Source organism: Acinetobacter sp. 18QD2AZ41W (assembly GCF_009829025.1).
Classification (GTDB): domain Bacteria; phylum Pseudomonadota; class Gammaproteobacteria; order Pseudomonadales; family Moraxellaceae; genus Acinetobacter; species Acinetobacter pseudolwoffii.
In genome coordinates this window covers 453,268-477,795 of sequence record NZ_WURP01000001.1, presented here as the reverse complement: position 1 = coordinate 477,795, position 24,528 = coordinate 453,268, and the positions used below count along the sequence as shown (strand labels likewise).

Below are 24,528 nucleotides of genomic sequence, written 5' to 3'. Positions count from 1 at the left end.
TTTGTGAGTCTTAGATTAAGAAATTTTCTTGAAGATAAAGTCATTAATCTTGTGACCGGCTTCAATGCCGCGACGCTCAAACTTGGTTTGTGGACGCCAGTCAGGACGAGGATAGCTGTTGCCTTTACCTGCGAGGTTTTCCAGACGTGGACGTTCTTCCAAAACTTCAAGCATCCATTCTGCATATGGTTCCCAATCTGTTGCAGCATGGAAGGTGCCGCCCAGCTCCAGCTTTTGCTCAACCAGTGGCATACGTTCATGTGAAACAAAACGGCGTTTAAAATGACGTTTTTTCTGCCATGGATCAGGGAAGTAAAGCTGAACCGTATTGATACTATTGTCCGGCATTTCACGCAGCACTTGAATCGCATCGGCATCCAGTACGCGTAAGTTGGTTACGCCGGCCATACCTGCTTCATAGACACACTGCGCAATGCCTGGTACATGAACTTCAATCCCGACAAAATTACGCTCGGGATTGGCCTTGGCCATCAGCACCAGAGAACGACCCATACCAAAACCGATTTCTACCGTTAAAGGACGCTCAGGATGTTCAAAGTGTTGACGTAAATCGCCCACCGGATATTCCAAAATTAAGTGACCATATTGTTCAAGCGCAGTACGTTGAGAGGTGTTCAGCGGCATTGAGCGGCGCATAAACGTCACGATTTCACGGTGCTCGCTTAAATTGTCCAGCTCCACGACTTGCTGGTCTAATTGATCGTTCGACATAACTTTGGCAAATCTAAAAATTCAGAATGCGGTATTTTAAGTCCTGAGCCGAGCAAGTCAAACTTTTCTCGGTATTTCTCCATAAAAATCGGCAAGATCTTCCAGATACAATAAAAGAGCCTCGCTTGGCTCTTTTATTAATCATCATGCCTCAGCTCCTAAAACGGTCAATCAAGGTGCTGCTGGCTTCATTTAAACCAATCACGGTCACCTCTATACCTTGAGCTTTAAATTTCTGGATGACGTTATTCAGCATATTCACTGAGGTCACATCCCAAATATGCGCATGGGTCAGATCAAGTTCAACATGTTCAAGCTTTTCTTTAAAATCAAAGAACTGATAGAACTTCTCTGAACTGCTAAAGAAAATCTGTCCAGAAATAAAGTAGCTGCGTGAATGAGCCGAATTCAAATACGTATAGACATGTACGGTTCTTTCCAGTTTCTTGATAAAGAACAGAGCAGAAAGCAGCACGCCAACAAATACACCCAGTGCCAGATTATGGGTGGCTAAAACCACCAGCACCACCGCAATCATAACCACATTAAATTCCAGCGGATGTTTATTGAATTGTTTGACTGAACCCCACTGGAAAGTGGTAAAGGCGACCATCACCATAATCGCCACCAAAGCCGCCATCGGAATATAAGCCAGCCAGTCTTTCAGAAACACCACCAGGCACAGCAAAAATACACCGGCAATCAGCGTCGATAAACGGGTTCGTGCACCGGAAGACACATTAATAATCGATTGACCGATCATGGCACAACCGGCCATGCCACCCATAAAACCACTGACAATATTGGCCATACCCTGACCACGACATTCCTGATGACGGTCACCTTCAGTTCCGGTGACTTCATCAATTACAGTCGTGGTCATCATGCTTTCCAGCAAACCGACAGTCGCCAGCGTCAATGAATAAGGCAGTACAATTTGTAGGGTTTCCAGATTGAGCGGAATCTCCGGCAGCAGGAACACTGGTAAGGTGTCCGGAAATTGCCCCAGATCACTCACGGTTCGCATATCTGTACCCAAGAACAGCGCCAGTCCACTCAGCACGATGATGCAAATTAGCGGAGAAGGAATGGCTTTACCAATTTTAGGCAGATAAGGAAATAGATAGATAATCGCCAGACCCATGGCAATAAACAGATAGCCCATCCCATCCATTTTTTGCATCTCGGGAAGCTGTGCGACAAAAATCAGAATTGCCAATGCATTCAAAAATCCATACACCACAGCTTGCGAAACAAAGCGCATCAACTTGGCCACTTTAAAATAACCGGCAATGACCTGAATAATTCCGGTCAGAATAGTCGCTACCAGCAGATATTGCAGTCCATGGTCTTTTACCAGCGTAATCATCAGCAGTGCCATCGCACCCGTAGCCGCTGAGATCATGGCAGGGCGGCCGCCAAAAAAAGCAATCGTCACAGCAATACAAAACGAAGCATAGAGACCGACCTGCGGATCGACGCCAGCAATTGCAGAGAAGGCAATCGACTCGGGAATCAAGGCCAGTCCAACCACCAAACCTGCGAGTACATCAGTCCGAACATTGGAAAACCATTCTTCTTTTTTAAGGCTAATCACGAAATATCATCTAAATTTGGAAAACCTGGGTATCTTAAACAGATGCGGTCAAAAATCTACAGAGATGGGCTTGAAAAAGCCGTTAATTTCCTGAATATTGAATGAGTAAATGTCCTGAGGGGCAGTTACGCTTTTTTGCAATTTACAGGTTTGATCACTTGAAAGTTTGACAGAAGCGATTTAAAACATAGAGAAGTGTATAACAAGGATCAGAAATGAAGCTTTACTATTCGCCGGGTGCATGCTCACTGGCAGCTCATATTATTTTAAATGAAATTAATGTCGATTTTGATTTGGAACGTGTTGACTTAAAAACACATAAAACAGAGAAAGGTACGGATTATTACGAAATTAATCCTAAAGGCTATGTACCAGCCTTAGAAATTAATCCTGGTCTGATCCTGACAGAAAACGTAGCCATTTTACCTTTTCTGGCTCAACACGATCCAAAACAAGATCTGATTCCGCCATCTGGTATGGGACGTGCCAAAGTTCTGGAATGGCTGGGTTATCTCAACTCAGAATTGCATGATGCTTATGCGGTGTTCTTTGGTGGCAAGTTATCCGATGATGAAAAGAAAAAAGCCTATGCAGAAGTCGATCGTCTATTAAGCTATATCGACAAAGCGATTACTGAATCAGACAATGACTATCTGGTTGATGATAACTTTGGCCCAGCCGATGCTTATCTGTTTGTGTTGACCAATTGGTCGAATCATATTGAGCATGATTTAAGTCCGTATAAGAATATTATTCATATCCGCAATAAAGTCGCAGAGCGTCAGTCTGTACAGATTGCAATGCGAGATGAAGGTCTAATTCCATAAAATTTAAAAAAAAGCATAATTATTATGCTTTTTTTTTGACTTTCATTTAATAATTGCTATTGGAATAAATAAGATGAAGAGAATACTGAATTTAGTATTAAGTTTCGGTTTAACGGGAATGCTGGTTGCATGTAGTAGTGTTAAAAATCCAGAAAATGTAGCTCAAGAATATGTTACAGCAGCCTATAAAGGCGATTCAGAAAAAATGCTCTCTTATATTTATATACCTGAAAATGTTAAAGCCCAAGCAGGTTCTGAAGAAATGATTCAAGGCAAAATAAAAGCTGGCGCGGCAAAGGCTAAAGAGCAAGCTGAACGTAAAGGCGGAGTCAAAGAAATTAGTGTGGTAGACAAAAATATCGATGAAGCAAATGGAAAAGGACGGGTGACTATCGGAGTCAGCTTTAAAAATGAAGGCTCTAACTCTGTAACAGATCGAGTAAAACTTATCAAAAATGAAGATAAATGGAAAGTTGATTTATAATCGGTTTAGTTTGATTTTGGGCAGATTAGTTATTCTAATCTGCCTTTTTATTGGGTTTCCCCCCCAAGATACTATAAAGCAAGATAAACAGATTTATATGCCCGAGCACGCATTTCAAGTGGGTGATTGGATTGTTCGGGAAGGGGTGGGTTACGAAAGTTTTTTAATCAAAAAACTGAGTGGGAGTGAATACTCACATATTGGCGTGATTGCAGAAACTCAACCGAATATTTTGGTGGTGCATGCGACCACAGATGATGATCCCTCACATGTAAATCAAGTGATTCAATCAGATATCAGTGATTTTATTGACTCAAAACGAGCAAAAAAGTGGGCAGTTTATAGAGAAAGCAGTTTAGAGCCATATAAAAGAAAAGATATTGCTAGGGCCGTGACAAGGCAGGTAGGAGAGCAATTTATTTTAGGATCAAGAGGTGAGACGCATCGTTATTGCACTACGATTATTGCAGAGAAACTTCCATTGTCTTTACGTAATAAACTGGTCTGGAGCAAGATTGAATTGCCAGGCTTGCAGGGGGAGCTGCTTTTTCCTGATGCTTTATTAAAGCTTGAATCCGTCGAGCTGATTTATAAAAATAGATAATTTAGGATGAGTAAAAGCTAAATGATAGTCAAAGAATCATACAATCCTTTGACTACGATGAGATTTATTTAAAGAAATAACCAGTTTCCGGCGAGCTGGCATTGGCCATACGTTTACGCGGCATACGGCCGGCCAGAAAAGCTTCACGACCAGCTTCGACTGCTTTACGCATTGCAGAGGCCATGAGTACCGGATTCTGTGCAGCTGCAATCGCTGTATTCATCAGTACACCATCACAGCCCAGTTCCATCGCAATTGCGGCATCACTTGCGGTACCGACACCAGCATCGACCAGTACAGGCACTTTGGCATTTTCTTTAATAATCGACAGGGTATGTGGATTGAGAATTCCCAAGCCCGAACCAATCAGACTGCCCAAAGGCATAATTGCCACACAGCCCATGCTTTCCAGTTCTTGCGCCACGATTGGATCATCCGAAGTATAGACCATGATCTCAAAGCCATCGTCAATCAAGGTACGTGCAGCTTTCAGGGTTTCGGTCACATTTGGATATAAGGTCTTTTCATCGCCTAAAACTTCAAGCTTGACCAGATTATGGCCATCAAGGAGTTCACGCGCCAGCATACAGGTGCGAACGGCACTATTTGCATCGAAGCAACCTGCGGTATTTGGCAAGATGGTATATTTTTCCGGAGGAATGACTGACAGCAGGTTCGGCTGATCTGGATGCTGTCCAATATTGACCCGACGAATCGCGACAGTAACAATCTCTGCGCCACTGGTTTGAATGGCTTGCTGAGTTTCATTTAAATCTTTATATTTGCCTGTGCCTACCAAAAGGCGAGACTGGAATTGGCGTGAACCAATCTGTAATAAATCTTGCATAATTGTCCCGAGTATTAGCCGCCACCGACCGCGTGAATAATTTCTATTTTGTCTGTATCGCAAATCGGCGTATCGCCTAATTTGCTTTTAGGAATAATCATTTCATTGACTTCAACTGCAAAACGCTTACCCTCAAGCGCCATACTCTGAATCAGTTCCAGCAGATTCTTGCAGTGAGTTTCCTGTTGTTCGCCATTGATATAAATCATCATTCTAGCTACCCTCCATGATTAAGTGATTTTCAGACTTATCTGGCGTATTTTAAAGCATTCCAAGCCAGAATTAACCATCCTGCAATCATTAAAGCACCACCAATTGGCGTAATTGCGCCTAATCCACGTGGTAAACCCAAGGCCATGATATACAGTGAACCAGAAAATAATAAAATACCGACCTGAATTAGCCAAAAACTCCATTGAATCGGGAGTGTCGGAATGACTTTCGCGAGCAAGGCCAGAATAAGCAAACCTAAGGCATGATAGAAAAAATAATCCGTTGCCGTTTGCCACCAGCCGAGCTGGGCTTCAGTCGCGCGCGCTTTTAAGCCATGTGCACCAAAGGCACCCAGCATCACGGCAAGCGCCAAGTTGAGTGCTGAAATCGCAATCCACATTTGAATTGATCTTCCTGATAAAGTTTGCGCTCAACCTTAGCATAAATTCAAAATTCGGACATAAAAAAGCCTTCTTTGATGAAGGCTTTTTCAGATTAAATCAATAACAGAATTTGGTATTAATTGGAGGACATCGCCACTTTAATTTTTTCCATGGCATTTTTTTCCAGCTGACGAATACGTTCCGCGGAAACGTTATATTCGGCGGCCAGCTCATGCAGGGTGGATTTCTCATCATCTAGCCAGCGGCGCTGCAAGATATTACGTGAACGATCATCGAGCTGATCCATGGCTTCGTGCAGGGCAGAGGTACTTTGTTCCTCATAATCCTCATTTTCAATCAGACGGGCCGGATCATAACGGTTATCTTCAAGATATAAAGCCGGTGCAACATAAGTTGAACCTTCATCATCGTCATCGCCGGAAGCATCAAAAGCAGCATCATATGCCGTCAAACGGCCTTCCATCTCCAGAACTTGTTCTGGTGTGACATTTAAATCATTGGCAATCGACTGTGCTTCTGCGAGGGTCAACTTTTTCGATGATTTTTTCAGGCTACGCAGATTAAAAAACAGTTTACGTTGCGCTTTGGTGGTGGCGATTTTAACAATACGCCAGTTACGGATCACATATTCATGAATTTCCGCCTTAATCCAGTGCACAGCAAATGACACCAAACGTACGCCCATATTCGGGTCAAAACGTTTTACAGCTTTCATCAGACCCAGGTTGCCTTCCTGAATCAGGTCGCCTTGTGGCAGACCATAACCTGCATAACTGCGTGCAATATGCACCACAAAACGCAAATGTGACATGACCAGCATTTTTGCTGCATCTAAATCTTGGTCATAGTAATAGCGTTCAGCCAACTCTTTTTCTTGTTCGGCCGTTAAAATCGGAATCTGATTGACAGTGCTGATATAAGCACCGAGGTTGACCCCTGGCGCCGATAATGACAGGGGCATCAACTGATTGCGGCTGTCACTCATGTGTTCTCCTTGAAATGCGGGATAACCCTAAACATAGGTTTTATCTTAATCCAATCTCTCCGCAAATAATGGATATTTGGGTAGAGAAATGTAAAAAAGTATACGAAACTAAGATAAACAGTTTAATTGAAAATTTTTAAGATTCAATCAAGTAGTGAAATTCTGAATCAGAAACTTTTTTTGATTCAAGCTTGAGTTGATGAATCTGGCAATAACGGCTGACATCCGTCTGACTATGTGGATCAGAGGATTTGAGCAAGAAAGTTTTCTGATTACCGGCCTTTAGTGCCCGTTTTAACATTAATAGCGGCATCGGGCAGGGTTTTCCCATGGCATCGATAAGACAATATTGCTGTGGATTTTGCGACATTAGGGTTTCATTCATATAGCAAAAAAATGACAATAAATAGTAACAAAGAAGCGTATAGAACCAAACTGCTTTAATAAAAATCAGGATCTAAAAGAAGATATAAAGTCTTTTGACAATTTTCATGAAAAAAATAACTAAATCAAACAGAACATGCTAAAAAAAATCTATTAATTGTGATAAACCCATGTTAAGCTCGTTGCGTATTTGGGACTTTGAATAAACAAAGTGATTGTTTTTCACCCTATTACATAAATGGATGTAACCGGGATTTTGTTGATAGTTTTACAGAATGATTACAAGCTTAAAAATAATATTTTCAAACTTGTTTGCTCTGCTGTTTGCAACACCGGGTGGTCCTTCTTTTAGTTTCAATGAGGATTAACTTATGACAGCTGCTCGCGAACAAGGCGTAGTTAAGTGGTTTAACGATACTAAAGGCTTCGGCTTTATTCAACGTAACGGCGGTGATGACGTATTTGTTCATTTCCGTGCTATCCAAGGTGACGGCCACCGTTCACTTCGTGATGGTCAACGCGTTGAATTCAGTGTTGTTAAAGGCCAAAAAGGCTTTCAAGCTGAAGAAGTTCAACCATTAGACTAATCTTCGGATTAAGCTAAAAAGAAAACGCTCCAATATAACTTGGGGCGTTTTTTGTTTATACTATCCCCATCTTAGTGATTACCCAAGTAGAGCACCGCTTTATGTCATCTGGTTTTGAAACCTTAAATTTACATCCCAATCTAAAAAAAGCGATTGATGCTTTAGGCTTTACCACCATGACGCCTATCCAGCAGAAGGTTTTAAAATTCACGCTGGCAGGACATGATGCCATTGGCCGCGCACAGACAGGTACAGGTAAAACTGCAGCTTTTTTAATTAGTATCATGAATGATCTATTAAATAACCCAATTCAGGAGCAGCGTTATCGTGGTGAACCGCGTGCCCTGATTTTGGCACCGACCCGTGAACTGGCACTGCAAATTGAAAGCGATGCGCAGGATCTGGCCAAATATGCCGGTCTCAATGTCGTGACTTTGCTGGGTGGTGTAGATTTTGACAAGCAAAAGAATCAACTAAATAAAGCACCTGTCGATATTATGGTCGCGACACCCGGTCGTTTGATCGATTTTGTCGAGCAAAAAGAAGTCTGGCTGGATCAGATTGAATTTCTGGTCATTGATGAAGCGGATCGTCTACTCGATATGGGCTTTATTCCTTCAGTGAAACGCATTGTGCGTTTTTCGCCGCGTAAGGAGCAACGTCAGACTTTAATGTTCTCTGCAACATTCAGCTATGATGTACTAAATTTGGCCCAGCAATGGTTATTTGAACCGGTCACAGTTGAAATTGAACCGGAAAAGAAAACCAATGCCGATGTCGAGCAACGGGTGTATATGGTGGCTAAGGCCGATAAATATAAACTGTTGCAAGAAATCTTGCGTGATGAGCCGATTGAAAAGGTGATGATTTTCGCCAACCGTCGTGATCAGGTGCGTAAGCTTTATGATCATTTAAAACGTGATGGTTATAAGGTGGTCATGCTGTCTGGTGAGATTGCTCAAGACAAGCGTCTAAAAATGCTAGACCAGTTCAAAAATGGTAAGCACAACATTATGATTGCAACAGATGTTGCGGGTCGTGGTATTCATGTGGATGGTGTTTCACATGTGGTGAACTTCACTTTACCTGAACAGTCAGATGATTATGTACATCGCATTGGACGTACTGGCCGTGCGGGAACACGTGGTGTGAGTATTAGTTTCCTTGCCGAAGATGATGCGTTCTATCTACCAGAAATTGAGAAGGCGATTGGACAGAAATTGCCTTTGACCCGTCTGGAAGGTTATTGCTAATCCAGATTAAAAAAACCGCTCTTGAAGAGCGGTTTTTTTATGACCATGTGATCTGGACTTATTTGGCCTGACAACGGAAAGTCAAAATGGTTTGATAGTCATCATTCTGGTTTAAACCAGTATTGGTGCCTGCGATATTCCCGAGAACGGTAGCTGCTGCCTGAATCATTTGTCCAGTCTGATCGTCAACGACACCTTTTAATGCCCCGTTATAACCCGTCTTTTCATCGATAATAATCGCAGTAGCTTTCGAACCACAGGTTTTGCTGGCAGCATTAATGGCATTATTTTTAGCAGTTAATTGATTTTTACCTAAGCCGGTGACCTCAAACTGATTATTTTCTTTCTGAATTGCCAGTGAGGTTGGGTTGGAAGCACAGGCAGTTAAAAGTAGAGCTGAAGCTGCTAATCCGCTGATCGCAATTGTTTTTTTCATGATAAAATCTCGGGTGAAAACAGAATTAAGCTTATTTGAGCATAGTAAAGCGCACAGAATTTGGAGCTGTTGTATAAGTTTGGAAATTTTTAGTGTGACTCTATGCTAAAAAAGTAATTCAGCTAAGCATTTCATTGATTAAAATAAAAATATTGTAATGTTCTTTAGTGATTTTTGCGGCTAAGTCGCGGTGAAGTTTATAGAGTATTACAGCTGGAATATGCTAATCTTGAAAACAGTTTTTAAGTATAGATCTACAAAGCAATGACGGAATCCGTGGTCGACATCGTTCATCAAAATATTCACCAACGTCAATCAATAGGACATTTGCTGGCACCGGCACCGAATGCAGAACAGCTGGAGCTGGCTTTTCAGGCGGCATTGACAGCACCGGATCATCATCGGTTGAAACCCACCACCTTTGTGGTGATACCTGATGCACAGCGTGAAGCATTTGGGGAGCTGTTGTCTCAGGCACTGGTCGATCTGGGTGAAACTGAAACGGCACAGATTGAACGGGTCAAGAATCATCCATTCCGTGCGCCACTATTGGTGTTGGCTTTAACGCGTTTGCAGGATCATCCTAAAGTTCCACATTTTGAACAGATTCTCAGTTCAGGCGCCGCCATACAGAATTTTCTGTTATCACTCCAGATTCAGGGTTTCTCGACCATGTGGCGCAGTGGTGCTGTAGTCGAGTCTGGCCTGTTTAAGCAGGCATTAGGAATTTCAAAAGATGATTTGGTCTCGGGTATTATTTATATTGGCACTGCAGCAAAAGCAATTCCAGCACGCGCAGAGATTCAGACCAGTAATTTTGTAAGTTATTGGAATCAGAACGGTTAATTTGCACGGTATAACAGGGTATTAAAAAATAACATGTCAGAATTAAATTTTTCAGCACTGGTCGAGCCGGTTGCAGTCGATCATAAGACCGCTTTAAGAGTCACGGTGTTGGGTGGGGGCAGTTTTGGTACCGCAATGGCCAATACCGCAGTGCGTAATGGTTGTAATACCATGATCTGGATTCGTGATGAAGCTGTTGCGGCAGATATCAATGCCACGCATATCAATAAACGTTATTTGCCCGATTTCCAGCTGGAAGAAAACTTACTGGCTGTGTCGGATCTGGAACTGGCTGTGCGTGATCGTGATATTATTTTAGTCGCGATTCCAAGTCATTCTTTTCGGGATGTCCTGCAACAAATCAAGCCTTTTATCACCTCACAAGCCGTGATTTCACTCACCAAAGGGATTGAAGCCAAAACTTTTAGCTTCATGAGTGATATTATTCGGGAAGTATTGCCAGAAGTGCCTTATGGAGTGTTGTCCGGGCCGAATCTCGCCAAGGAAATTGTGGCAGGTCAGCCGGCAGGAACCGTGATTGCCAGCGAATCTGAGCTGGTACGTTATGCCGTACAGCAAGCCTTACATAGTGCCTTGTTCCGTGTTTTTGCCAGTGATGATGTACATGGTGTAGAACTCGGTGGTGCCTTGAAAAATATCTATGCCGTCGCGATGGGGATGGCAGCCGCGTATAACGTGGGTGAAAATACCAAGAGTATGATCCTGACCCGTGCACTGGCCGAAATGAGCCGTTTTGCGGTAAAATTGGGCGCGAATCCGCTGACTTTCCTCGGGCTTTCCGGTGTGGGTGATTTATTTGCGACTTGTAGCAGTCCGCTGAGTCGTAATTATCAGGTTGGTTTTGCCTTGGGCAAAGGCAAGACTTTGGAGCAGGCTACTACTGAACTGGGTCAAACTGCAGAAGGGATCAATACCATCGTACAGGTCAAGGCGCGTTCCGAAGAACTGGATGTCTATATGCCAATTACTTCTGCCTTGTATGATGTGATTTTTGAAGGTGCACCACCACTCAGCATTGCATTGTCATTGATGAAAAACGGTCATCGCAGTGATGTGGAATTTGTCTTGCCACATCATCAAGTCTGATCTATAACACAAAGGGACTGTATGTGAATTGTCATATTGGCCAGTTATCATGCAGGCAAAAGAAAATAAGGAAACCCAATGCAACTGACTTTAGTGCGACATGGTGAGGCTGCTCCACCAGTCAATGGCAATGATAGCAAGCGTCCATTGACGGAGCGTGGTCATCAGCAGGCTGAGCAAACTGCACAGTTCTTAAAAAATATGATTAAACCTGAAGTATTTGTGGTCAGTCCCTTATTGCGTGCGCAGGAAACCCTGGCCCATCTGCAGCAGTATTTTCAAGATGTGCCGGTGGTGATCTGTAATGCGATTAAACCCGATGATGATGCCAAGGTCGCGGTTGAATGGTTGTCGCAACTGCCTTATGAATCGATTGCCGTGGTGTGTCATATGAATGTGGTGGCGCACATTTCTTCTATTTTGCTGGCGGAGTCTTTTCATCCCTATGCATTGGCAGAAGCACGTATCTATGCGCAGCCAGTCATTGCCGCGGGTTTGTCGACAACAGTTAAAAGTTTTATTCCTACATTATAAAAACCAATTAAAACGGTAGTACACAATCGATGTTGTATTTATGGATGCCTGAGGCCAATGGGGTTTGGCAATGGTCAACTGGGGAATTCTGGAATACTGCGGAAACACTTGAGCAGTTGATTCAGGAGATCCAGGCTCATCATGGCGAAGAAGCAGTAGTGTTTTTCCCGAGCCGTCATGTGCAAATTTTGCAGCAGACTTTGCCCAAGAGCCAATATAAAAAAATGGGCAATGAGGGCATCAAGTATCTGCTTGAAGAATATGTGGTGCTGCCCGTCGATGCCATGAAAGTGCTGCATCATTTTCAGCAGCCTGATCAGGTCAGTATTATGGGGATTGCGAATTCGACCCTCGAGACCTTGCAGTATTCTCTCAACCTGATTCCCGTCAAGCTGGCGGCTTTGCTGCCAGACTTTTTGGTACTGCCAGTTCCTGAAGCCAATCAGCGGGTGATTACCCAAATTGGTGGGCGCTTGTTGGTACGAGAGGCAGAATATATCGGCCAGTCGCTGGATGATCTGAGTCTGTATCTGGATTATCAGCCCAAAGATTTGCATTATAAAGTTAGTAATCTGAATCAGGATCAGTTAAGTAGCCTAGAAGCACTGGTCACACAGGAGCAGTTAGAATCTTTTCAGTATGTCCTTCCTGTATTGAAAAAACCCAAACAACATGCGTTTAATGTATTGCCCAAAGCTAAATCTGAAGGTGCCATTTCCGGTTACTGGAAAGCATGTGCAGCTGTATTTCTGGGCATATTAGTTTTACAGTTTAGTTATGATGCGGTGCGCTGGTATCAATATAAAAAAGTGGCAAATCAGACCGCTGCACAGGCCGTTGATCAGTTCAAGTACTGGTTTGGGCAAAATTATCCGGTCACTGAGCAGAATATCAAAAGCCAGTTTGAAGGGCAGTTGCGTCAAAGCCAGATCGCCGATACACAGGCATTACAGCTGATTAGTCGGATTGGACCAGTCTTGATGCAGAACCAGATTGTGGCACAACGGATCAATTATGATGCGTCTGTGTTGAGTATGGAGCTTAAAGCCAATTCATCAGATATGCTAAATGCATTGACCAAGCAATTGAGTCAGCAAGGCTTTAAAGTGGAGCTGGGGAATATTCAGGCCAGCGGAACAGGTGCCATTGGGCTGGTGAGGGTGCAATAATGAAAGCCATCGAAGCGCTACAAAATCGCATGGATCAGTCTTTTGAAAAAATGAGTGATTATCTGGACAGTCTCTCGGCACGTGAACGGGTATTGGTGATTTTTACCACTATTTTTGTAGTTGTGGCTGCGGTCAGTTCAGCACTCTGGTATATGCATCAGGCAGCAGACACCCAGCAGAAACGTTTAAATCAGCTGAAAGATACCATTGTCTGGATGCAAAGTAATGCAGTCACCATAAAACCTGCTGGAGACATGCAGCTGGATGCCGCAGAGAAAGTACAGCGGGTGGCACAGCAACAAGGTCTTTCGGTTGCATCCCAGCAAATAGATGGAAAAATTCAATTGGCGGTCATGCATGAAAATTATGCAGTTTTGGCAAACTTCCTGACTCAACTGGCACAAATGGGTCTAAGTGTTGAGAAAATGGAACTAAATAATGAAGCAGGACAGATTAAATTAACCGCGACCGTGCAATAAACGGTAAAAATAAAGATTTGCAAAGCATGGTTTTTTTGTCAGCCTATGCCTATAATATGCCGACTTAAAAAGCAGTAGACTTTTCTAGATATGTTGTATTCTCTAGCCCGCCCTTTGTTGTTTTCTTTAGCACCAGAGCGTGCACATGAGCTGACACTATCACTATTAAAATCATCCCATAAAATGGGCTTGATGCGTCAAAATGTTGCTGCGAAACCTGTGACTTGTATGGGAATCGAATTTCCCAATCCAGTAGGGCTTGCGGCAGGTTTAGACAAAAATGGTGCTTATATTGATGCCCTTGCTGGTCAAGGTTTTGGTTTTATTGAAATTGGTACCATTACCCCGCGACCGCAAGCAGGCAACCCCCATCCGCGGTTATTCCGTTTGCCACAGGCCAAAGCCATTATTAACCGTATGGGTTTTAATAATGAGGGTGTAGATCAGCTGGTGGAAAATGTCAAAGCTGCCAAATTTAAAGGCATTCTCGGCATCAATATCGGTAAAAACGCTGATACTCCGGTAGAAAAAGCAGTAGATGATTACCTTATCTGTTTAGAAAAAGTCTATAATTATGCGTCTTACATTACCGTCAATATTTCTTCTCCCAATACCAAAAATCTGCGCAGTTTACAAAGTGGTGATGCACTGACCGAACTGCTTGAAACATTGAAAAACCGTCAGCTTGAATTGGCGCAGGAATACCAGCATTATGTACCTTTGGTCCTTAAAGTAGCGCCTGATCTGGACGAAACCGATATTGCCTTTATTGCCAAGCAGTTACTGCAATTCAAGATTGATGGTCTGATCGTGACCAATACCACACTGTCACGTGAAGGGGTGGAAGGTCTGGCGCATGCAGAGGAGGCAGGTGGTCTATCTGGCGCGCCAGTCTTTGAGAAAAGTACCGCATGTCTGGCTGCATTTGCTCAGGTGTTAAAAGGACAAATTCCCTTGATTGGTGTGGGTGGTATTCTTTCAGGCGCAGATGCTGTTGCCAAGAAACAGGCAGGTGCCAGCCTTGTACAAGTTTATAGTGGCCTCATCTATACTGGACCTGAACTTGTAAAAGATTGTGTAGACGCACTTTAAATCCTATGAATGCCATTGATATCTTTCTGCTGATTATCTTGCTCATTGGAGGGCTCAACGGTTTGCGTCAAGGATTTATTAAAGCCTTTGCGAACTTAGTGGGATGGATCTTTGCCCTGATTGTTGCGGCAAAATATTCAACGCTACTTGCGCCGTCTATGGTTGCTCTGAGTACAGATCCAGTCGTACAAAAGATAGCAGCCTTCGCCTTTATCGTCCTGTTAATTGTGGTTCTGACCTGGATCGTCACTGCGCTTTTAAACCGTATTTTAAAGAGTCTTAAACTGGGTCCGCTTAACCGTCTGGCAGGTGGTGTCTTTGGTAGCCTGAAAGGCTTGCTGATTGTACTGATTACCATGCAAGGCATTGGCCCATGGGTAGAAAGCTCACCGCACTGGAAACAGTCCAAGTTTATTCAAGCCTTATTGCCTTATGCGCCTTGGGCGACTCAAATGTCGAAAGACGCCGCGAATGGCGCACTACAACATATCAAGCCTGAAGGGACATCGAAACCTTCAGCTGTATCATCTGAAACATCGTCCAAATCTGGAGCTGCAGATGAGTCTACAAATAATCCTTTTTATTAATCCTAGCTTGTCTGCGAGGTTGCTATGTGTGGAGTAGTTGGTATAGCTGGTAAATCACCCGTTAACCAAATGTTGTTTGATGCATTAACGATGTTACAACATCGTGGACAAGATGCAGCTGGGATCGTGACATGTGATGAAGGGCGTCTGTTCCTTCGTAAAGACAATGGGATGGTGCGTGATGTATTTCATACCCGTCATATGCGTGCCTTGAAAGGAAATTACGGGATTGGTCATGTGCGTTATCCAACAGCCGGTTCATCGAGCAGTGCAGAAGCACAGCCATTTTATGTGAACTCGCCGTATGGAATTACCTTGGCGCATAACGGTAATTTGACCAATGCCGAAGAAATTCACGATGACCTGTTCAAAACTGACTTGCGTCATATGAACACGGATTCTGATTCAGAAGTGCTGCTAAACGTGCTAGCGCATGAATTGCAAAAACATGGCAAATTGGTGCCGACTTCGGAAGATATTTTCCATGCGGTAACACGTGTGCATGAGCGTTGTAAAGGCGCTTATGGTGTGGTAGCAATGATTACCGGACAAGGTCTGGTGGGCTTCCGTGATCCGAATGGTATCCGTCCACTGATTTACGGTTCACGTGAAACTGAACAGGGCATGGAATATATCATAGCTTCTGAATCGGTTGCGATTACTGCGCTGGGCTTCAAAGTTGAGCGTGATATTCAGCCAGGTGAAGCGGTATTTATCGATTTACAAGGTAATTTCTTTACCAAGCAATGTGCGAGCAATCCTGAATATCGTCCATGTATTTTTGAATATGTGTATTTTGCCCGTCCGGATGCCATTATTGATGGAATCTCGGTGTATAAAGCACGTCTGAAAATGGGTGAGAAGCTGGCGCAAAAAATTCTGCGCGAGTGGGGTGAAGAGCATGATATCGATGTGGTGATTCCGATTCCGGATACTTCACGTACTTCTGCATTGGAACTTGCCAATATGCTGGGTGTGAAATTCCGTGAAGGTTTCATGAAAAACCGTTATATCGGTCGTACTTTTATTATGCCAGGTCAGCAACTACGTAAAAAATCGGTACGTCAAAAACTGAACCCGGTTGAGCTTGAATTTAAGGGTAAAAACGTACTATTGGTCGATGACTCGATTGTGCGTGGTACGACCTGTAATGAAATTATCCAGATGGCACGTGATTCTGGTGCGAAAAAAGTCTTCTTTGCTTCCGCAGCACCGATGGTGAAATATCCAAACGTGTACGGTATCGATATGCCGGCAAAATCAGAGCTAATTGCCTCAGATCGTAGCGTTGAAGAAATTCGTGAAATTATTGGTGCAGACCGTTTGGTGTTCCAGGATCTGGAAGATTTAAAAGATGCAGTTCGAACCACCAAAGTGCCAGATCTGAAAGATTTTGACTGTTCGGTATTTGACGGCGTTTATGTCGCGGGTGGTATTGATGCGCAGTATCTGGATGATCTACAGCAAAAACGTAGTGACAGTGCCATGAAAGAAGGGAATTACATCGATGTGAATATCGATGCAGCTTCTGTGGATTTAACTGGCGTACGTGAAGTCTAAGCGCTTAAAATCATCATGAAAAAGCGGGAATTTCCCGCTTTTTTGTTTTATGATGAACCCATTGAAAATAATCTTAACTAGGGTTCTACATTGCGCAACGTAGGATATGATTTTATAAAAAACAAGAATATCGTATTGCCTGTAAGCTTCTGCTTGATTGCTGTGCTGTTAACTATTTTTATTATCAATACCGTTGTTGGTCTATTCGTTTTTTATGTTGATTCTACCCAGTCTATTTTCTGGCATATGCTCAGTCCTTATCTGATTGCGTTGCTGTTATGTGTGATGCTGATCTCGGTCATCTATGAATTTTATCTTTTCCGGAATGGCGGTTATTCGCTGGCAAAACAGATGGGTGCGCGCCGTCTCAGCCCGATGGAAAGTATTCCTGAGGAAAGTGCGGCACTGCAAATTACCCAGCAGCTGGCCGATACCTTTTTAATTGAACCTCCGGCGGTGTATGTACTGCCCGATGAAGTTGGAGTTAATACGCTGACGGCGGGTTTTAGCCCGCGAGATACCGCGATTATTCTGACTTGGGGTGCGGTACAAACTCTGGATAAAGTCGAGCTGTATGGTTTACTCAGTCACGAATTTAATAAAATTCTGTCGGGTGAAACTGCGGAAAATACCCGCTTAAAAATTTTGTATAGCAGTTTAACCACCTTTAGCCAGTGGGGCAGCAAAATTGCCAAATCTGGTTTCTATCGAACTGGTATTCGACGTGAAAATAAGTTTGAAACCTTTTATGTCGCAATTGGCGCAGTAATCTGGCTGATTGGCAGTTTGGGGGTATTGATCACACGCTTTATTAAATATATTTCACTGGGTGGACGCACTTTTAAGAATGACCAGAAAACTCGCCGCCTGATTCAAAATGATGCCAATATCCAGACTTTACTCAGAATTCATGTGCATCATTCCGGTTCGCAAATCTATAGTGAATATGCCGAATCCATTTCCCATATGTGTTTTGCCAATTCCTTGAGTCCGCAAAACTGGTTGAACATTCACCCGAACATCAATCAGCGCATCTATGAATTAAATCCTGCCCTGATTCAGGATTTGCAGCTCGAGAACTTGAAGAAACTCAAGAATCAGCCTTTATTCAGTTTATTTCGTTCTCTGGAAGAAGTGGTGCCCGAGACTGCGATGAGCTGGAGTTCGCCACAGCCTCTGCCGTTGTTGCGTCTATCTCCAATCAGCTTTGCAATTAAAGATGCGATCAAGCCACTGAATCCAGAGCTGCGGCTGAGTATGCCGCGTCCGGAGTTGCTTGAACGTGCATTGCAGACGGCGACCGGCTCGCGTGAAGTCATGGTTGCCATTTTGATGATTCGTCAATATCGTGAATTTATTCCGACTGAGGCTGAGGTGAGCCGCGCCATTGTAGATTCACTGCTGAATCTGGATGGACGGGTGCATATTTCGATTTTCCAGCAAGCTTGTAAGAATATTGGCGGGATGCCCACCACAGTTGCACGTCAGTTTTTGATGAAACTGGCACGAATTATTCAGGAAGATGGTGAAATTGGCTTGCTCGATGCCTTATTGCTGGAATGTGTCAAATATGAACTGAATCTATTGCCCGCACATATTCCAACAGCTTTGGATGAAGTTAAGCCCCAGATTGTGCGTCTGATTGATGCCTTGTTGCATGTGCAGCAGATTAATAGCGGAAACCAGCTTGAGGTTCGCGAACGCATTTTAAACCGGATTTTGTCGGCTCGAGAATTGGACTTATACAATGAAATTTCTGATGAGCCGATTGATCTGGCGGAAATTCTGAATGATATTTCGGGGCTTTTACTGCGTGAACGTCTCGGGATTTTGGGGATCGCAGAAGCCTGTTTGTGGAGCGACCGTATTGTGACTCAGGACGAACTGGATGTGATGGAACTGCTTTATTGGCGCTTGGGTTTTGAGGCAGAGCAGATTATTCAACAAATGTTGAAGAAAAACAGTTTAACCATTATGTAAAAAAGAAGATAACAATTCACAGTTTGAAACTGCATCTGTTATAACAGAGGCAGTGATTTAATTGCGTATTAAAAGTACAGTTTTTAGCAGGCAGATCGACTTTGTATTAGAATCCATCAGGATAAAAAAGAAAAGCGGAAAAAGTTCGGCAAAGTAGAGGCAATCCGGCTAAAATGTTCAGCCTGAAATTGGTGATGATGAAAAGATGATAGGGCATCAGCGTGACATACTGGCAACATTAGGAATTGATCTCTGGATTCCTAGGGACAGCGCATGTCAGCCACATCAGGTCTCGATCTGGCGTGATCAGGCCGCACCAGAATTTCACAGTGACATTGTCTTGCCTCAGTCCAAGCAGCCCGAGGTATTTACAGATCTATCAATTCCTGAGCCGGTTATTCAACCCGAAGCTGAAGTCATGCCCGTGGTATCAGTGCCCACGCCAGTACTGGTTCAGGAACAGCGTGAAATCATACAAATTCCGCCATTTAGTTTGCAGATTTTAAGTCTGGCCTATTGCAGTATTGTGATTGATGCGACTGCAATGACTGAAGAAACCCAGAATTTATGGACGAATATCCAGCGTGCAGTGGTCAGCGAGTTTTGTGAGCTGAACTGGCCATTTCCTTGGGCCAATGTTCAGGATGGGCGCGGTGTGGACTCTTATATTCAGGGTTTTCTCGATGGGATGAGTGCCGAGAAAAATATTATTTTCTTGGGAACTGTACCTTATATTTCAAATAGTAAAATAATCCAGTTGGCTTCTTTACAGGAAATGCTGGATCAGCCAGTTTTGAAAAAACGTTTATGGCAGTTTATGCAAAATAGGTCTGCCAGCTTGAAATAATATGAGTTTGGAATAAAAAATATGAAACAAAAAGTGGTTGTATTTAGTCAGATCGATGCTGATATTCAAAATAAACTTGAACAAACTTATGATGTCGCCTATATACAACCCAAGTTAGGCGATGTGAACCAGCAGCTTTTGCAGCAGGTTCAGGATGCCGATGGCATGATTGGAGCAGGTCGATTGCTGAATCGTAACAATCTGGCGACTGCCACCCGGCTTAAAGTCATTTCCAGTGTCAGTGTCGGTTATGACAACTATGAACTTGATTATTTAAATGAAAAAAATATCTATCTCAGCCATACCCCGCATGTACTGACTGAAACCACGGCAGATCTGGCTTTTACATTGCTGATGTCTGCGGCACGTAAAGTGGCCTATCTGGATCACTGGACCAAACAAGGACAATGGCAGCGTACTGTTGGTGAAGCACAATTTGGTCTGGATATTTTTGGAAAAACTTTAGGTATTATCGGTCTGGGTCATATTGGAGCTGCAGTTGCACGTCGTGGTTTTTATGGTTTCAATATGAATATTTTGTACCATAACCGCCGTGAAAAACCAGAATTGGCCCAAGGCCTGAATGCACAGTATTCTGACTTAGATGAACTATTACAGCGTTCCGACTTTGTCGTTATTGCGGTTGACTTAAATGCTGATTCCAAAGCGCTGATTACAGCGGCTGAGTTGGCAAAAATGCAACCACATGCGGTATTGGTGAATATTTCACGTGGCTCAGTCATTGATGAGCAGGCTTTAATTGACGCTTTAAAAGCCAAGCAAATTTTTGCTGCCGGTCTCGATGTCTATCAGAAAGAGCCTTTAAAAGAATCTGAATTATTTCAGTTGGACAATGTGGTTACATTGCCACACGTGGGTTCTGCGACGGCTGCCACCCGTAAAAAAATGGCCGAATTGGCCTATCAGAATCTGGTGGATGCTTTAGAAGGGCGAGTGCCACGCTATGTGGTTAATCCTGAGTTTCAATAATATTAAATAACATTTTCTTGCGTATATGCCCATTTTTCAATGCTATATTCAAGGCAGCTTAGAACAATAGATTTAGAGATTTTTCATTGAAACGATTGGCGTTGGCGTGTGGCTTAACGATGTGCATGGTGGGGCATAGCTCTAGCCATGATTTTAATCAAGCGACTGCACACTTTTCTGTGCCTGATATTGGTACAGGCGTGGGTTTACTCGATCAGCAAAAAGAAAGAATGATCGGTGAAAAAGTCTATCGCGAAGTGCATAAGCAAATGCCAGTCATGCAGAATCCATGGCTGGAAGACCAGCTGCTGTCGGTATTTTCTCATATTCTCAGTCAGACTCAGTTACAACAGCCCATTGGTTTACTGGTGATTAATGATCCACAAATTAATGCTTTTGCTGTGCCGGGAGGGCTGTTTGCTCTTAATGCTGGTTTAATCAATTCAGCCCGAAATATGGATGAAGTGGCGGGGGTGATGGCGCATGAAATTGCACATGTCACACAACGTCATTACAGTCGCTCTCAAGATGCTTTTAAAGGGCAGGGTTTGCTGGCATTGGCCGGAATTCTGGTCGGGGCGTTGGTGGCCTCTCAGGCGGATGGTGATGCGGGTGCTGCGGTGATGATGGGTTCGCAAGCCGCGTTGATGGATAAACAGCTGACTTATAGTCGTAATCAGGAGCGTGAAGCAGACCGAATTGGCATGCAATACATGTATCGTTCCGGCTATAACCCGCATAGTATGGCAGACTTCTTCGAAGTCATGCATCGCTCGACCAGTCGCTTAAGCTTCCTGCCGGATTTCTGGTTTACTCATCCATTGACGACTGAGCGTATGAGTGAAGCACGTTTACGTGCCAATCAGCTGCCTGCGGTCAAACCTAAGCTGAATGATCAGGACTTTGAGATTATCAAATGGTATAGTAGGGTGCTGTCTCGCCAGACCAGTGAGGAGCAGCTCAGTTTGATGAATCGGCAGAATAATTTTGCCGGTCAGCTTGCTTTGGCTGCCTACCAGATACAGCAAAGTGATTTTCAGGCCGCACAGGCTGCTTTAGATCAGGCGAAAAAGCATAACCAGATGCATCCTTTATTGGTCTTGTTTCAGACTGATATTTACTTAGGTCAGAACCAGTTGAATGCAGCGCTGAAAAGTGTGGCTTCAGCAGCGCGAATCATGCCGGAAAACCGCGCGCTCAATTATAAATATGCAGAAGTCTTGATTCGTGCCCAGCAACCAGATCAAGCTAAACAGATTGTACAAAAATTTTTGAATGCCAATTCCCGCGATGTGAGCGGCTGGCGACTGATGCAACTGGCGACCAATGCAGAGCCTGCATCGGCAATCAAGGCCGCCAATGTGCTGCGTTATCGTGCAGAAGTAGAATACTGGTCCGGTTATGAGGAAACTGCCATCAAGTCATTATTACATGCACAGCGTACAGCGAAAAATAATCAATCTTTATCTGCAACCATTAACCAACGCCTGAAACAGATGCAGCAGGCACGTCAATATAAAATTTAAGCCTTAGTCAGGTTTTAAGCTTTTTATATCAGGATGATATGGTCAGGATATACTGAATCGGGCTACAATCTTTTTTTAATGATCAGTGCGATTAAATCTGAAGCATGCTATGAAGAAAATATTATTGGGCATCTGTCTATTGGGGTGGAATTATGCGGTATTTGCTGCGAGTGCTGTTGAGTATGTAGATGCGGTAGAGCGTATTAATACTGACTATAAAAAGGAATCGCGTCAATTCTTGGGTGGTTTGAATCCGCAGCAACAAGGTTTTAGCGCAGCACAGAATTCACATTTTTGTAGTATTGTGCAACGTTATGCCGATCGCTTATATCAGGCGGCTGACCAAAATCGTGCTTATCTGGATCGTCAGTTTCAGAAGATAACTAAACAGGATGTGATTATAGAAGTGAAATCTTCAAAAGAGATGCAATTGCTGAAACGTTATCAGGTTGACTGTTATTTGCAATAAGAATACGTTAAGAACTGTCTTTTATAAAAAGTCAGTTCAACGTTAAAGATCGAATATTAGAGAAGTGGGATTAAGCAAGTTTCGCTTTAATTTTAGCTGAAACTTGTGCAGGATCGGCGCGCCCGGCTATGAGCGGACGCAGAGAATTCATCACCTTACCCATATCTTTCATGCTAGTAGCTTCTTGCGCTGCAATCGTTTGCGCAATGATGGAATCAAGTTCTTCCTCAGTCATAGCTTCTGGTAGAAATTGAGATAACACCTCAACCTCGGCTTGTTCCTTACTAGCTAAATCTTCTCGACCAGCACCATCAAAGGCCTTGATCGATTCTTTACGTTGTTTAATTTGTTTTTCAATGACCGCAAGAACTTGAGCGTCGTCAAGTTCTTTGCGCTCATCGACTTCTATTTGCTTAATTGCCGCCTGTAGACCACGTATGACCGTCAGCTTGGACATTTCTTTTGCACGCATTGTTGCTTTCAAAACATCCGTGATTTGGTCTTTTAAAGTCGTCATTATTTAATCCAGGCAGTCAATCACAAATTAATCTTAGTAAAGGCGAGTCGTACGTACTGATTCACGTGCCAATTTCTTTTGGTAGCGTTTAACAGCAGCAGCTTTTTTGCGCTTACGTTCTTGAGTTGGTTTCTCGTAGAATTCACGCTTACGTACGTCAGCTAGAACACCCGCTTTTTCGCATGAACGTTTGAAACGACGGATAGCTACGTCTACTGGTTCGCCTTCTTTCAATTTAACTTGTGGCATGAAGAATCCTCATAAAGTTATGGATAAGATCGCAGGCCGAATGCCTGTGATCACAAGTGAAGGTCAGTATTTTACTCATTTACATCTCATACCACAAGCATATAATAGTGACTGCAATAGAATTGATACAGGTTATAGGCAGTTTAATGATCGTTTTAGGCTTGGAAACGTCGTGTGATGAAACAGGACTTGCGCTGTATGACAGCGAGTTGGGTTTACGCGGGCAGGTGCTTTATAGCCAGATTAAACTGCATGCAGAATATGGCGGTGTGGTTCCAGAGCTGGCGTCACGTGATCATGTGCGTAAACTGATTCCATTAATGAATGAATTATTGGAGCAAACTGACGTCAAAAAATCGGAAATTGATGCCATTGCCTATACACGTGGGCCAGGTTTAATGGGCGCATTAATGACAGGTGCGTTGTTTGGTCGAACTTTGGCCTTTGCATTGAACAAACCGGCAATTGGTGTTCATCATATGGAGGGGCATATGCTCGCACCATTGTTGTCTGAAACAGCGCCAGAATTTCCATTTGTGGCGCTGTTGGTCTCTGGTGGGCATTCACAACTGATGGCAGCCTATGGCATTGGCCAGTATGAATTGCTGGGTGAATCGATTGATGATGCAGCCGGAGAAGCATTCGATAAAGTGGCGAAAATGATGGGTCTGCCCTATCCAGGTGGGCCAAACATTTCCAAACTGGCTGAACAAGGCAATCCTGCTGCTTTTGCTTTCCCACGTCCAATGCTCCATCAAGGGCTGGAATTCTCATTTAGCGGTTTAAAAACTGCTGTATCTGTACAAATGAAAAAACTGGGTGATGAAAACCGTGATGCAGATATTGCAGCAAGTTTTCAGGAAGCCATTGTCGATACCTTGGTGAAAAAGTCAGTTAAAGCATTGAAACAGACGGGCTTGAAGCGTTTAGTGATTGCCGGTGGTGTCAGTGCCAACAAACGCTTACGTGAGCGTTTAGAAGCAGATTTAGCCAAAATTAAAGCGACTGTTTATTATGCAGAACCGGCACTCTGTACTGATAATGGCGCGATGATTGCCTTTGCCGGTTATCAGCGTTTAAAAGCAGGGCAACAGGATGGCTTGGCGGTGACGACGACACCACGTTGGCCAATGACGGAATTAACCAATCCTGCGGAAGTATAAATTCAGCTTGACAGAAAGAGGCTTAGGCCTCTTTTTTTATTTGCTTAGTTACGGATGAGG

The 24,528-nt window shown here is 43.5% G+C and carries 29 protein-coding genes; 19 read left to right on the top strand and 10 right to left on the bottom strand.

What is annotated here, in order from left to right; all coding sequences use genetic code 11:
* Positions 1 to 15: 15 nt before the first annotated feature.
* Positions 16 to 732 (bottom strand): tRNA (guanosine(46)-N7)-methyltransferase TrmB, encoded by a 717-nt coding sequence (gene trmB, locus GVV58_RS02245; RefSeq protein WP_100355085.1) that lies wholly within the window; start codon positions 730 to 732, stop codon positions 16 to 18.
* Positions 733 to 883: 151 nt separating this feature from the next.
* Positions 884 to 2,329, bottom strand: coding sequence for a SulP family inorganic anion transporter (locus GVV58_RS02240; RefSeq protein WP_159515905.1), 1,446 nt, complete (start codon positions 2,327 to 2,329; stop codon positions 884 to 886).
* 215 nt (positions 2,330 to 2,544) lie between these two features.
* On the opposite strand from GVV58_RS02240, the gene GVV58_RS02235 reads away from it, so the two are divergent.
* The 3 genes from GVV58_RS02235 (at position 2,545) to GVV58_RS02225 (ending at position 4,244) form a co-directional block, all read left to right on the top strand.
* Positions 2,545 to 3,156 (top strand): glutathione binding-like protein, encoded by a 612-nt coding sequence (locus tag GVV58_RS02235; RefSeq protein WP_005096560.1) that lies wholly within the window; start codon positions 2,545 to 2,547, stop codon positions 3,154 to 3,156.
* A 73-nt stretch (positions 3,157 to 3,229) separates the two neighbouring features.
* Entirely contained in the window at positions 3,230 to 3,640 is a 411-nt protein-coding gene (locus GVV58_RS02230; protein WP_100329791.1) for a DUF4878 domain-containing protein, read from the top strand.
* Positions 3,641 to 3,737: 97 nt separating this feature from the next.
* Entirely contained in the window at positions 3,738 to 4,244 is a 507-nt protein-coding gene (locus GVV58_RS02225; protein ID WP_157797502.1) for a YiiX/YebB-like N1pC/P60 family cysteine hydrolase, read from the top strand.
* A 64-nt stretch (positions 4,245 to 4,308) separates the two neighbouring features.
* Here GVV58_RS02225 and GVV58_RS02220 read toward each other — a convergent pair whose 3' ends face one another.
* From GVV58_RS02220 to GVV58_RS02200, 5 genes are all read right to left on the bottom strand, one after another.
* Positions 4,309 to 5,091, bottom strand: coding sequence for a thiazole synthase (locus GVV58_RS02220; protein WP_159515904.1), 783 nt, complete (start codon positions 5,089 to 5,091; stop codon positions 4,309 to 4,311).
* Positions 5,092 to 5,105: 14 nt separating this feature from the next.
* Positions 5,106 to 5,303: a sulfur carrier protein ThiS gene (gene thiS / locus GVV58_RS02215; protein ID WP_100329788.1), complete on the bottom strand. Its 198-nt coding sequence runs from the start codon at positions 5,301 to 5,303 to the stop codon at positions 5,106 to 5,108.
* Between the two features lie 35 nt (positions 5,304 to 5,338).
* Complete coding sequence (locus GVV58_RS02210; RefSeq protein WP_005096565.1) at positions 5,339 to 5,704, bottom strand: DUF423 domain-containing protein; 366 nt, start codon at positions 5,702 to 5,704, stop codon at positions 5,339 to 5,341.
* 119 nt (positions 5,705 to 5,823) lie between these two features.
* Complete coding sequence (gene rpoH, locus GVV58_RS02205) at positions 5,824 to 6,693, bottom strand: RNA polymerase sigma factor RpoH (RefSeq protein WP_005096567.1); 870 nt, start codon at positions 6,691 to 6,693, stop codon at positions 5,824 to 5,826.
* Positions 6,694 to 6,829: 136 nt separating this feature from the next.
* A complete protein-coding gene (locus GVV58_RS02200; RefSeq protein ID WP_180049988.1) occupies positions 6,830 to 7,063 on the bottom strand; it encodes a sulfurtransferase TusA family protein in 234 nt (77 codons plus the stop codon).
* Positions 7,064 to 7,448: 385 nt separating this feature from the next.
* Between GVV58_RS02200 and GVV58_RS02195 the strand changes: the two genes are divergently transcribed.
* Positions 7,449 to 7,664 carry a cold-shock protein gene (locus tag GVV58_RS02195; RefSeq protein ID WP_004280099.1) on the top strand — a complete coding sequence of 72 codons (216 nt, stop codon included), beginning with the start codon at positions 7,449 to 7,451 and terminating at the stop codon, positions 7,662 to 7,664.
* Between the two features lie 101 nt (positions 7,665 to 7,765).
* Positions 7,766 to 8,917 carry an ATP-dependent RNA helicase RhlB gene (gene rhlB, locus GVV58_RS02190; RefSeq protein WP_005096570.1) on the top strand — a complete coding sequence of 384 codons (1,152 nt, stop codon included), beginning with the start codon at positions 7,766 to 7,768 and terminating at the stop codon, positions 8,915 to 8,917.
* 58 nt (positions 8,918 to 8,975) lie between these two features.
* Here rhlB and GVV58_RS02185 read toward each other — a convergent pair whose 3' ends face one another.
* Entirely contained in the window at positions 8,976 to 9,353 is a 378-nt protein-coding gene (locus GVV58_RS02185; RefSeq protein ID WP_005171568.1) for a hypothetical protein, read from the bottom strand.
* A 264-nt stretch (positions 9,354 to 9,617) separates the two neighbouring features.
* Here GVV58_RS02185 and GVV58_RS02180 point away from each other — a divergent pair, with 264 nt between their 5' ends.
* The 13 genes from GVV58_RS02180 to GVV58_RS02120 all read left to right on the top strand — a co-directional run bounded on the left by GVV58_RS02180 (position 9,618) and on the right by GVV58_RS02120 (position 22,539).
* Complete coding sequence (locus GVV58_RS02180) at positions 9,618 to 10,199, top strand: nitroreductase family protein (protein ID WP_005096574.1); 582 nt, start codon at positions 9,618 to 9,620, stop codon at positions 10,197 to 10,199.
* A gap of 33 nt (positions 10,200 to 10,232) precedes the next feature.
* Entirely contained in the window at positions 10,233 to 11,306 is a 1,074-nt protein-coding gene (locus tag GVV58_RS02175) for an NAD(P)H-dependent glycerol-3-phosphate dehydrogenase (RefSeq protein WP_074382969.1), read from the top strand.
* A 78-nt stretch (positions 11,307 to 11,384) separates the two neighbouring features.
* Positions 11,385 to 11,840: a phosphohistidine phosphatase SixA gene (gene sixA / locus GVV58_RS02170; RefSeq protein WP_005096577.1), complete on the top strand. Its 456-nt coding sequence runs from the start codon at positions 11,385 to 11,387 to the stop codon at positions 11,838 to 11,840.
* Between the two features lie 29 nt (positions 11,841 to 11,869).
* On the top strand, positions 11,870 to 13,009 hold the full coding sequence (gspL, locus tag GVV58_RS02165) for a type II secretion system protein GspL (protein ID WP_159515903.1): 1,140 nt from the start codon (positions 11,870 to 11,872) through the stop codon (positions 13,007 to 13,009).
* Entirely contained in the window at positions 13,009 to 13,488 is a 480-nt protein-coding gene (gspM, locus tag GVV58_RS02160) for a type II secretion system protein GspM (RefSeq protein WP_100329785.1), read from the top strand. The genes gspL and gspM overlap by 1 nt, the downstream gene beginning before the upstream one ends.
* Before the next feature lie 90 nt (positions 13,489 to 13,578).
* Positions 13,579 to 14,580: a quinone-dependent dihydroorotate dehydrogenase gene (locus GVV58_RS02155; RefSeq protein ID WP_005096580.1), complete on the top strand. Its 1,002-nt coding sequence runs from the start codon at positions 13,579 to 13,581 to the stop codon at positions 14,578 to 14,580.
* 5 nt (positions 14,581 to 14,585) lie between these two features.
* Positions 14,586 to 15,167: a CvpA family protein gene (locus tag GVV58_RS02150; RefSeq protein WP_005096581.1), complete on the top strand. Its 582-nt coding sequence runs from the start codon at positions 14,586 to 14,588 to the stop codon at positions 15,165 to 15,167.
* Positions 15,168 to 15,191: 24 nt separating this feature from the next.
* Complete coding sequence (gene purF / locus GVV58_RS02145; RefSeq protein ID WP_005096582.1) at positions 15,192 to 16,727, top strand: amidophosphoribosyltransferase; 1,536 nt, start codon at positions 15,192 to 15,194, stop codon at positions 16,725 to 16,727.
* A gap of 90 nt (positions 16,728 to 16,817) precedes the next feature.
* On the top strand, positions 16,818 to 18,707 hold the full coding sequence (locus GVV58_RS02140) for a M48 family metalloprotease (RefSeq protein ID WP_159515902.1): 1,890 nt from the start codon (positions 16,818 to 16,820) through the stop codon (positions 18,705 to 18,707).
* A gap of 205 nt (positions 18,708 to 18,912) precedes the next feature.
* Positions 18,913 to 19,554: a hypothetical protein gene (locus GVV58_RS02135; RefSeq protein ID WP_159515901.1), complete on the top strand. Its 642-nt coding sequence runs from the start codon at positions 18,913 to 18,915 to the stop codon at positions 19,552 to 19,554.
* 21 nt (positions 19,555 to 19,575) lie between these two features.
* The gene (locus tag GVV58_RS02130; RefSeq protein WP_005171555.1) at positions 19,576 to 20,544 is read left to right on the top strand and encodes a D-glycerate dehydrogenase; all 969 of its coding nucleotides are present in this window, start codon (positions 19,576 to 19,578) and stop codon (positions 20,542 to 20,544) included.
* Positions 20,545 to 20,630: 86 nt separating this feature from the next.
* Positions 20,631 to 22,070 carry a M48 family metalloprotease gene (locus GVV58_RS02125; RefSeq protein ID WP_171502618.1) on the top strand — a complete coding sequence of 480 codons (1,440 nt, stop codon included), beginning with the start codon at positions 20,631 to 20,633 and terminating at the stop codon, positions 22,068 to 22,070.
* A 109-nt stretch (positions 22,071 to 22,179) separates the two neighbouring features.
* The gene (locus GVV58_RS02120) at positions 22,180 to 22,539 is read left to right on the top strand and encodes a hypothetical protein (RefSeq protein WP_004729945.1); all 360 of its coding nucleotides are present in this window, start codon (positions 22,180 to 22,182) and stop codon (positions 22,537 to 22,539) included.
* Positions 22,540 to 22,609: 70 nt separating this feature from the next.
* On the opposite strand, the gene GVV58_RS02115 is transcribed toward GVV58_RS02120, so the two are convergent.
* Together GVV58_RS02115 and rpsU are read right to left on the bottom strand one after the other, a co-directional pair.
* A complete protein-coding gene (locus GVV58_RS02115; protein ID WP_004729943.1) occupies positions 22,610 to 23,056 on the bottom strand; it encodes a GatB/YqeY domain-containing protein in 447 nt (148 codons plus the stop codon).
* 33 nt (positions 23,057 to 23,089) lie between these two features.
* Entirely contained in the window at positions 23,090 to 23,305 is a 216-nt protein-coding gene (gene rpsU, locus GVV58_RS02110) for a 30S ribosomal protein S21 (RefSeq protein WP_001136722.1), read from the bottom strand.
* Between the two features lie 146 nt (positions 23,306 to 23,451).
* Here rpsU and tsaD point away from each other — a divergent pair, with 146 nt between their 5' ends.
* The gene (tsaD, locus tag GVV58_RS02105; RefSeq protein ID WP_005171546.1) at positions 23,452 to 24,468 is read left to right on the top strand and encodes a tRNA (adenosine(37)-N6)-threonylcarbamoyltransferase complex transferase subunit TsaD; all 1,017 of its coding nucleotides are present in this window, start codon (positions 23,452 to 23,454) and stop codon (positions 24,466 to 24,468) included.
* Positions 24,469 to 24,528 lie beyond the last annotated feature (60 nt).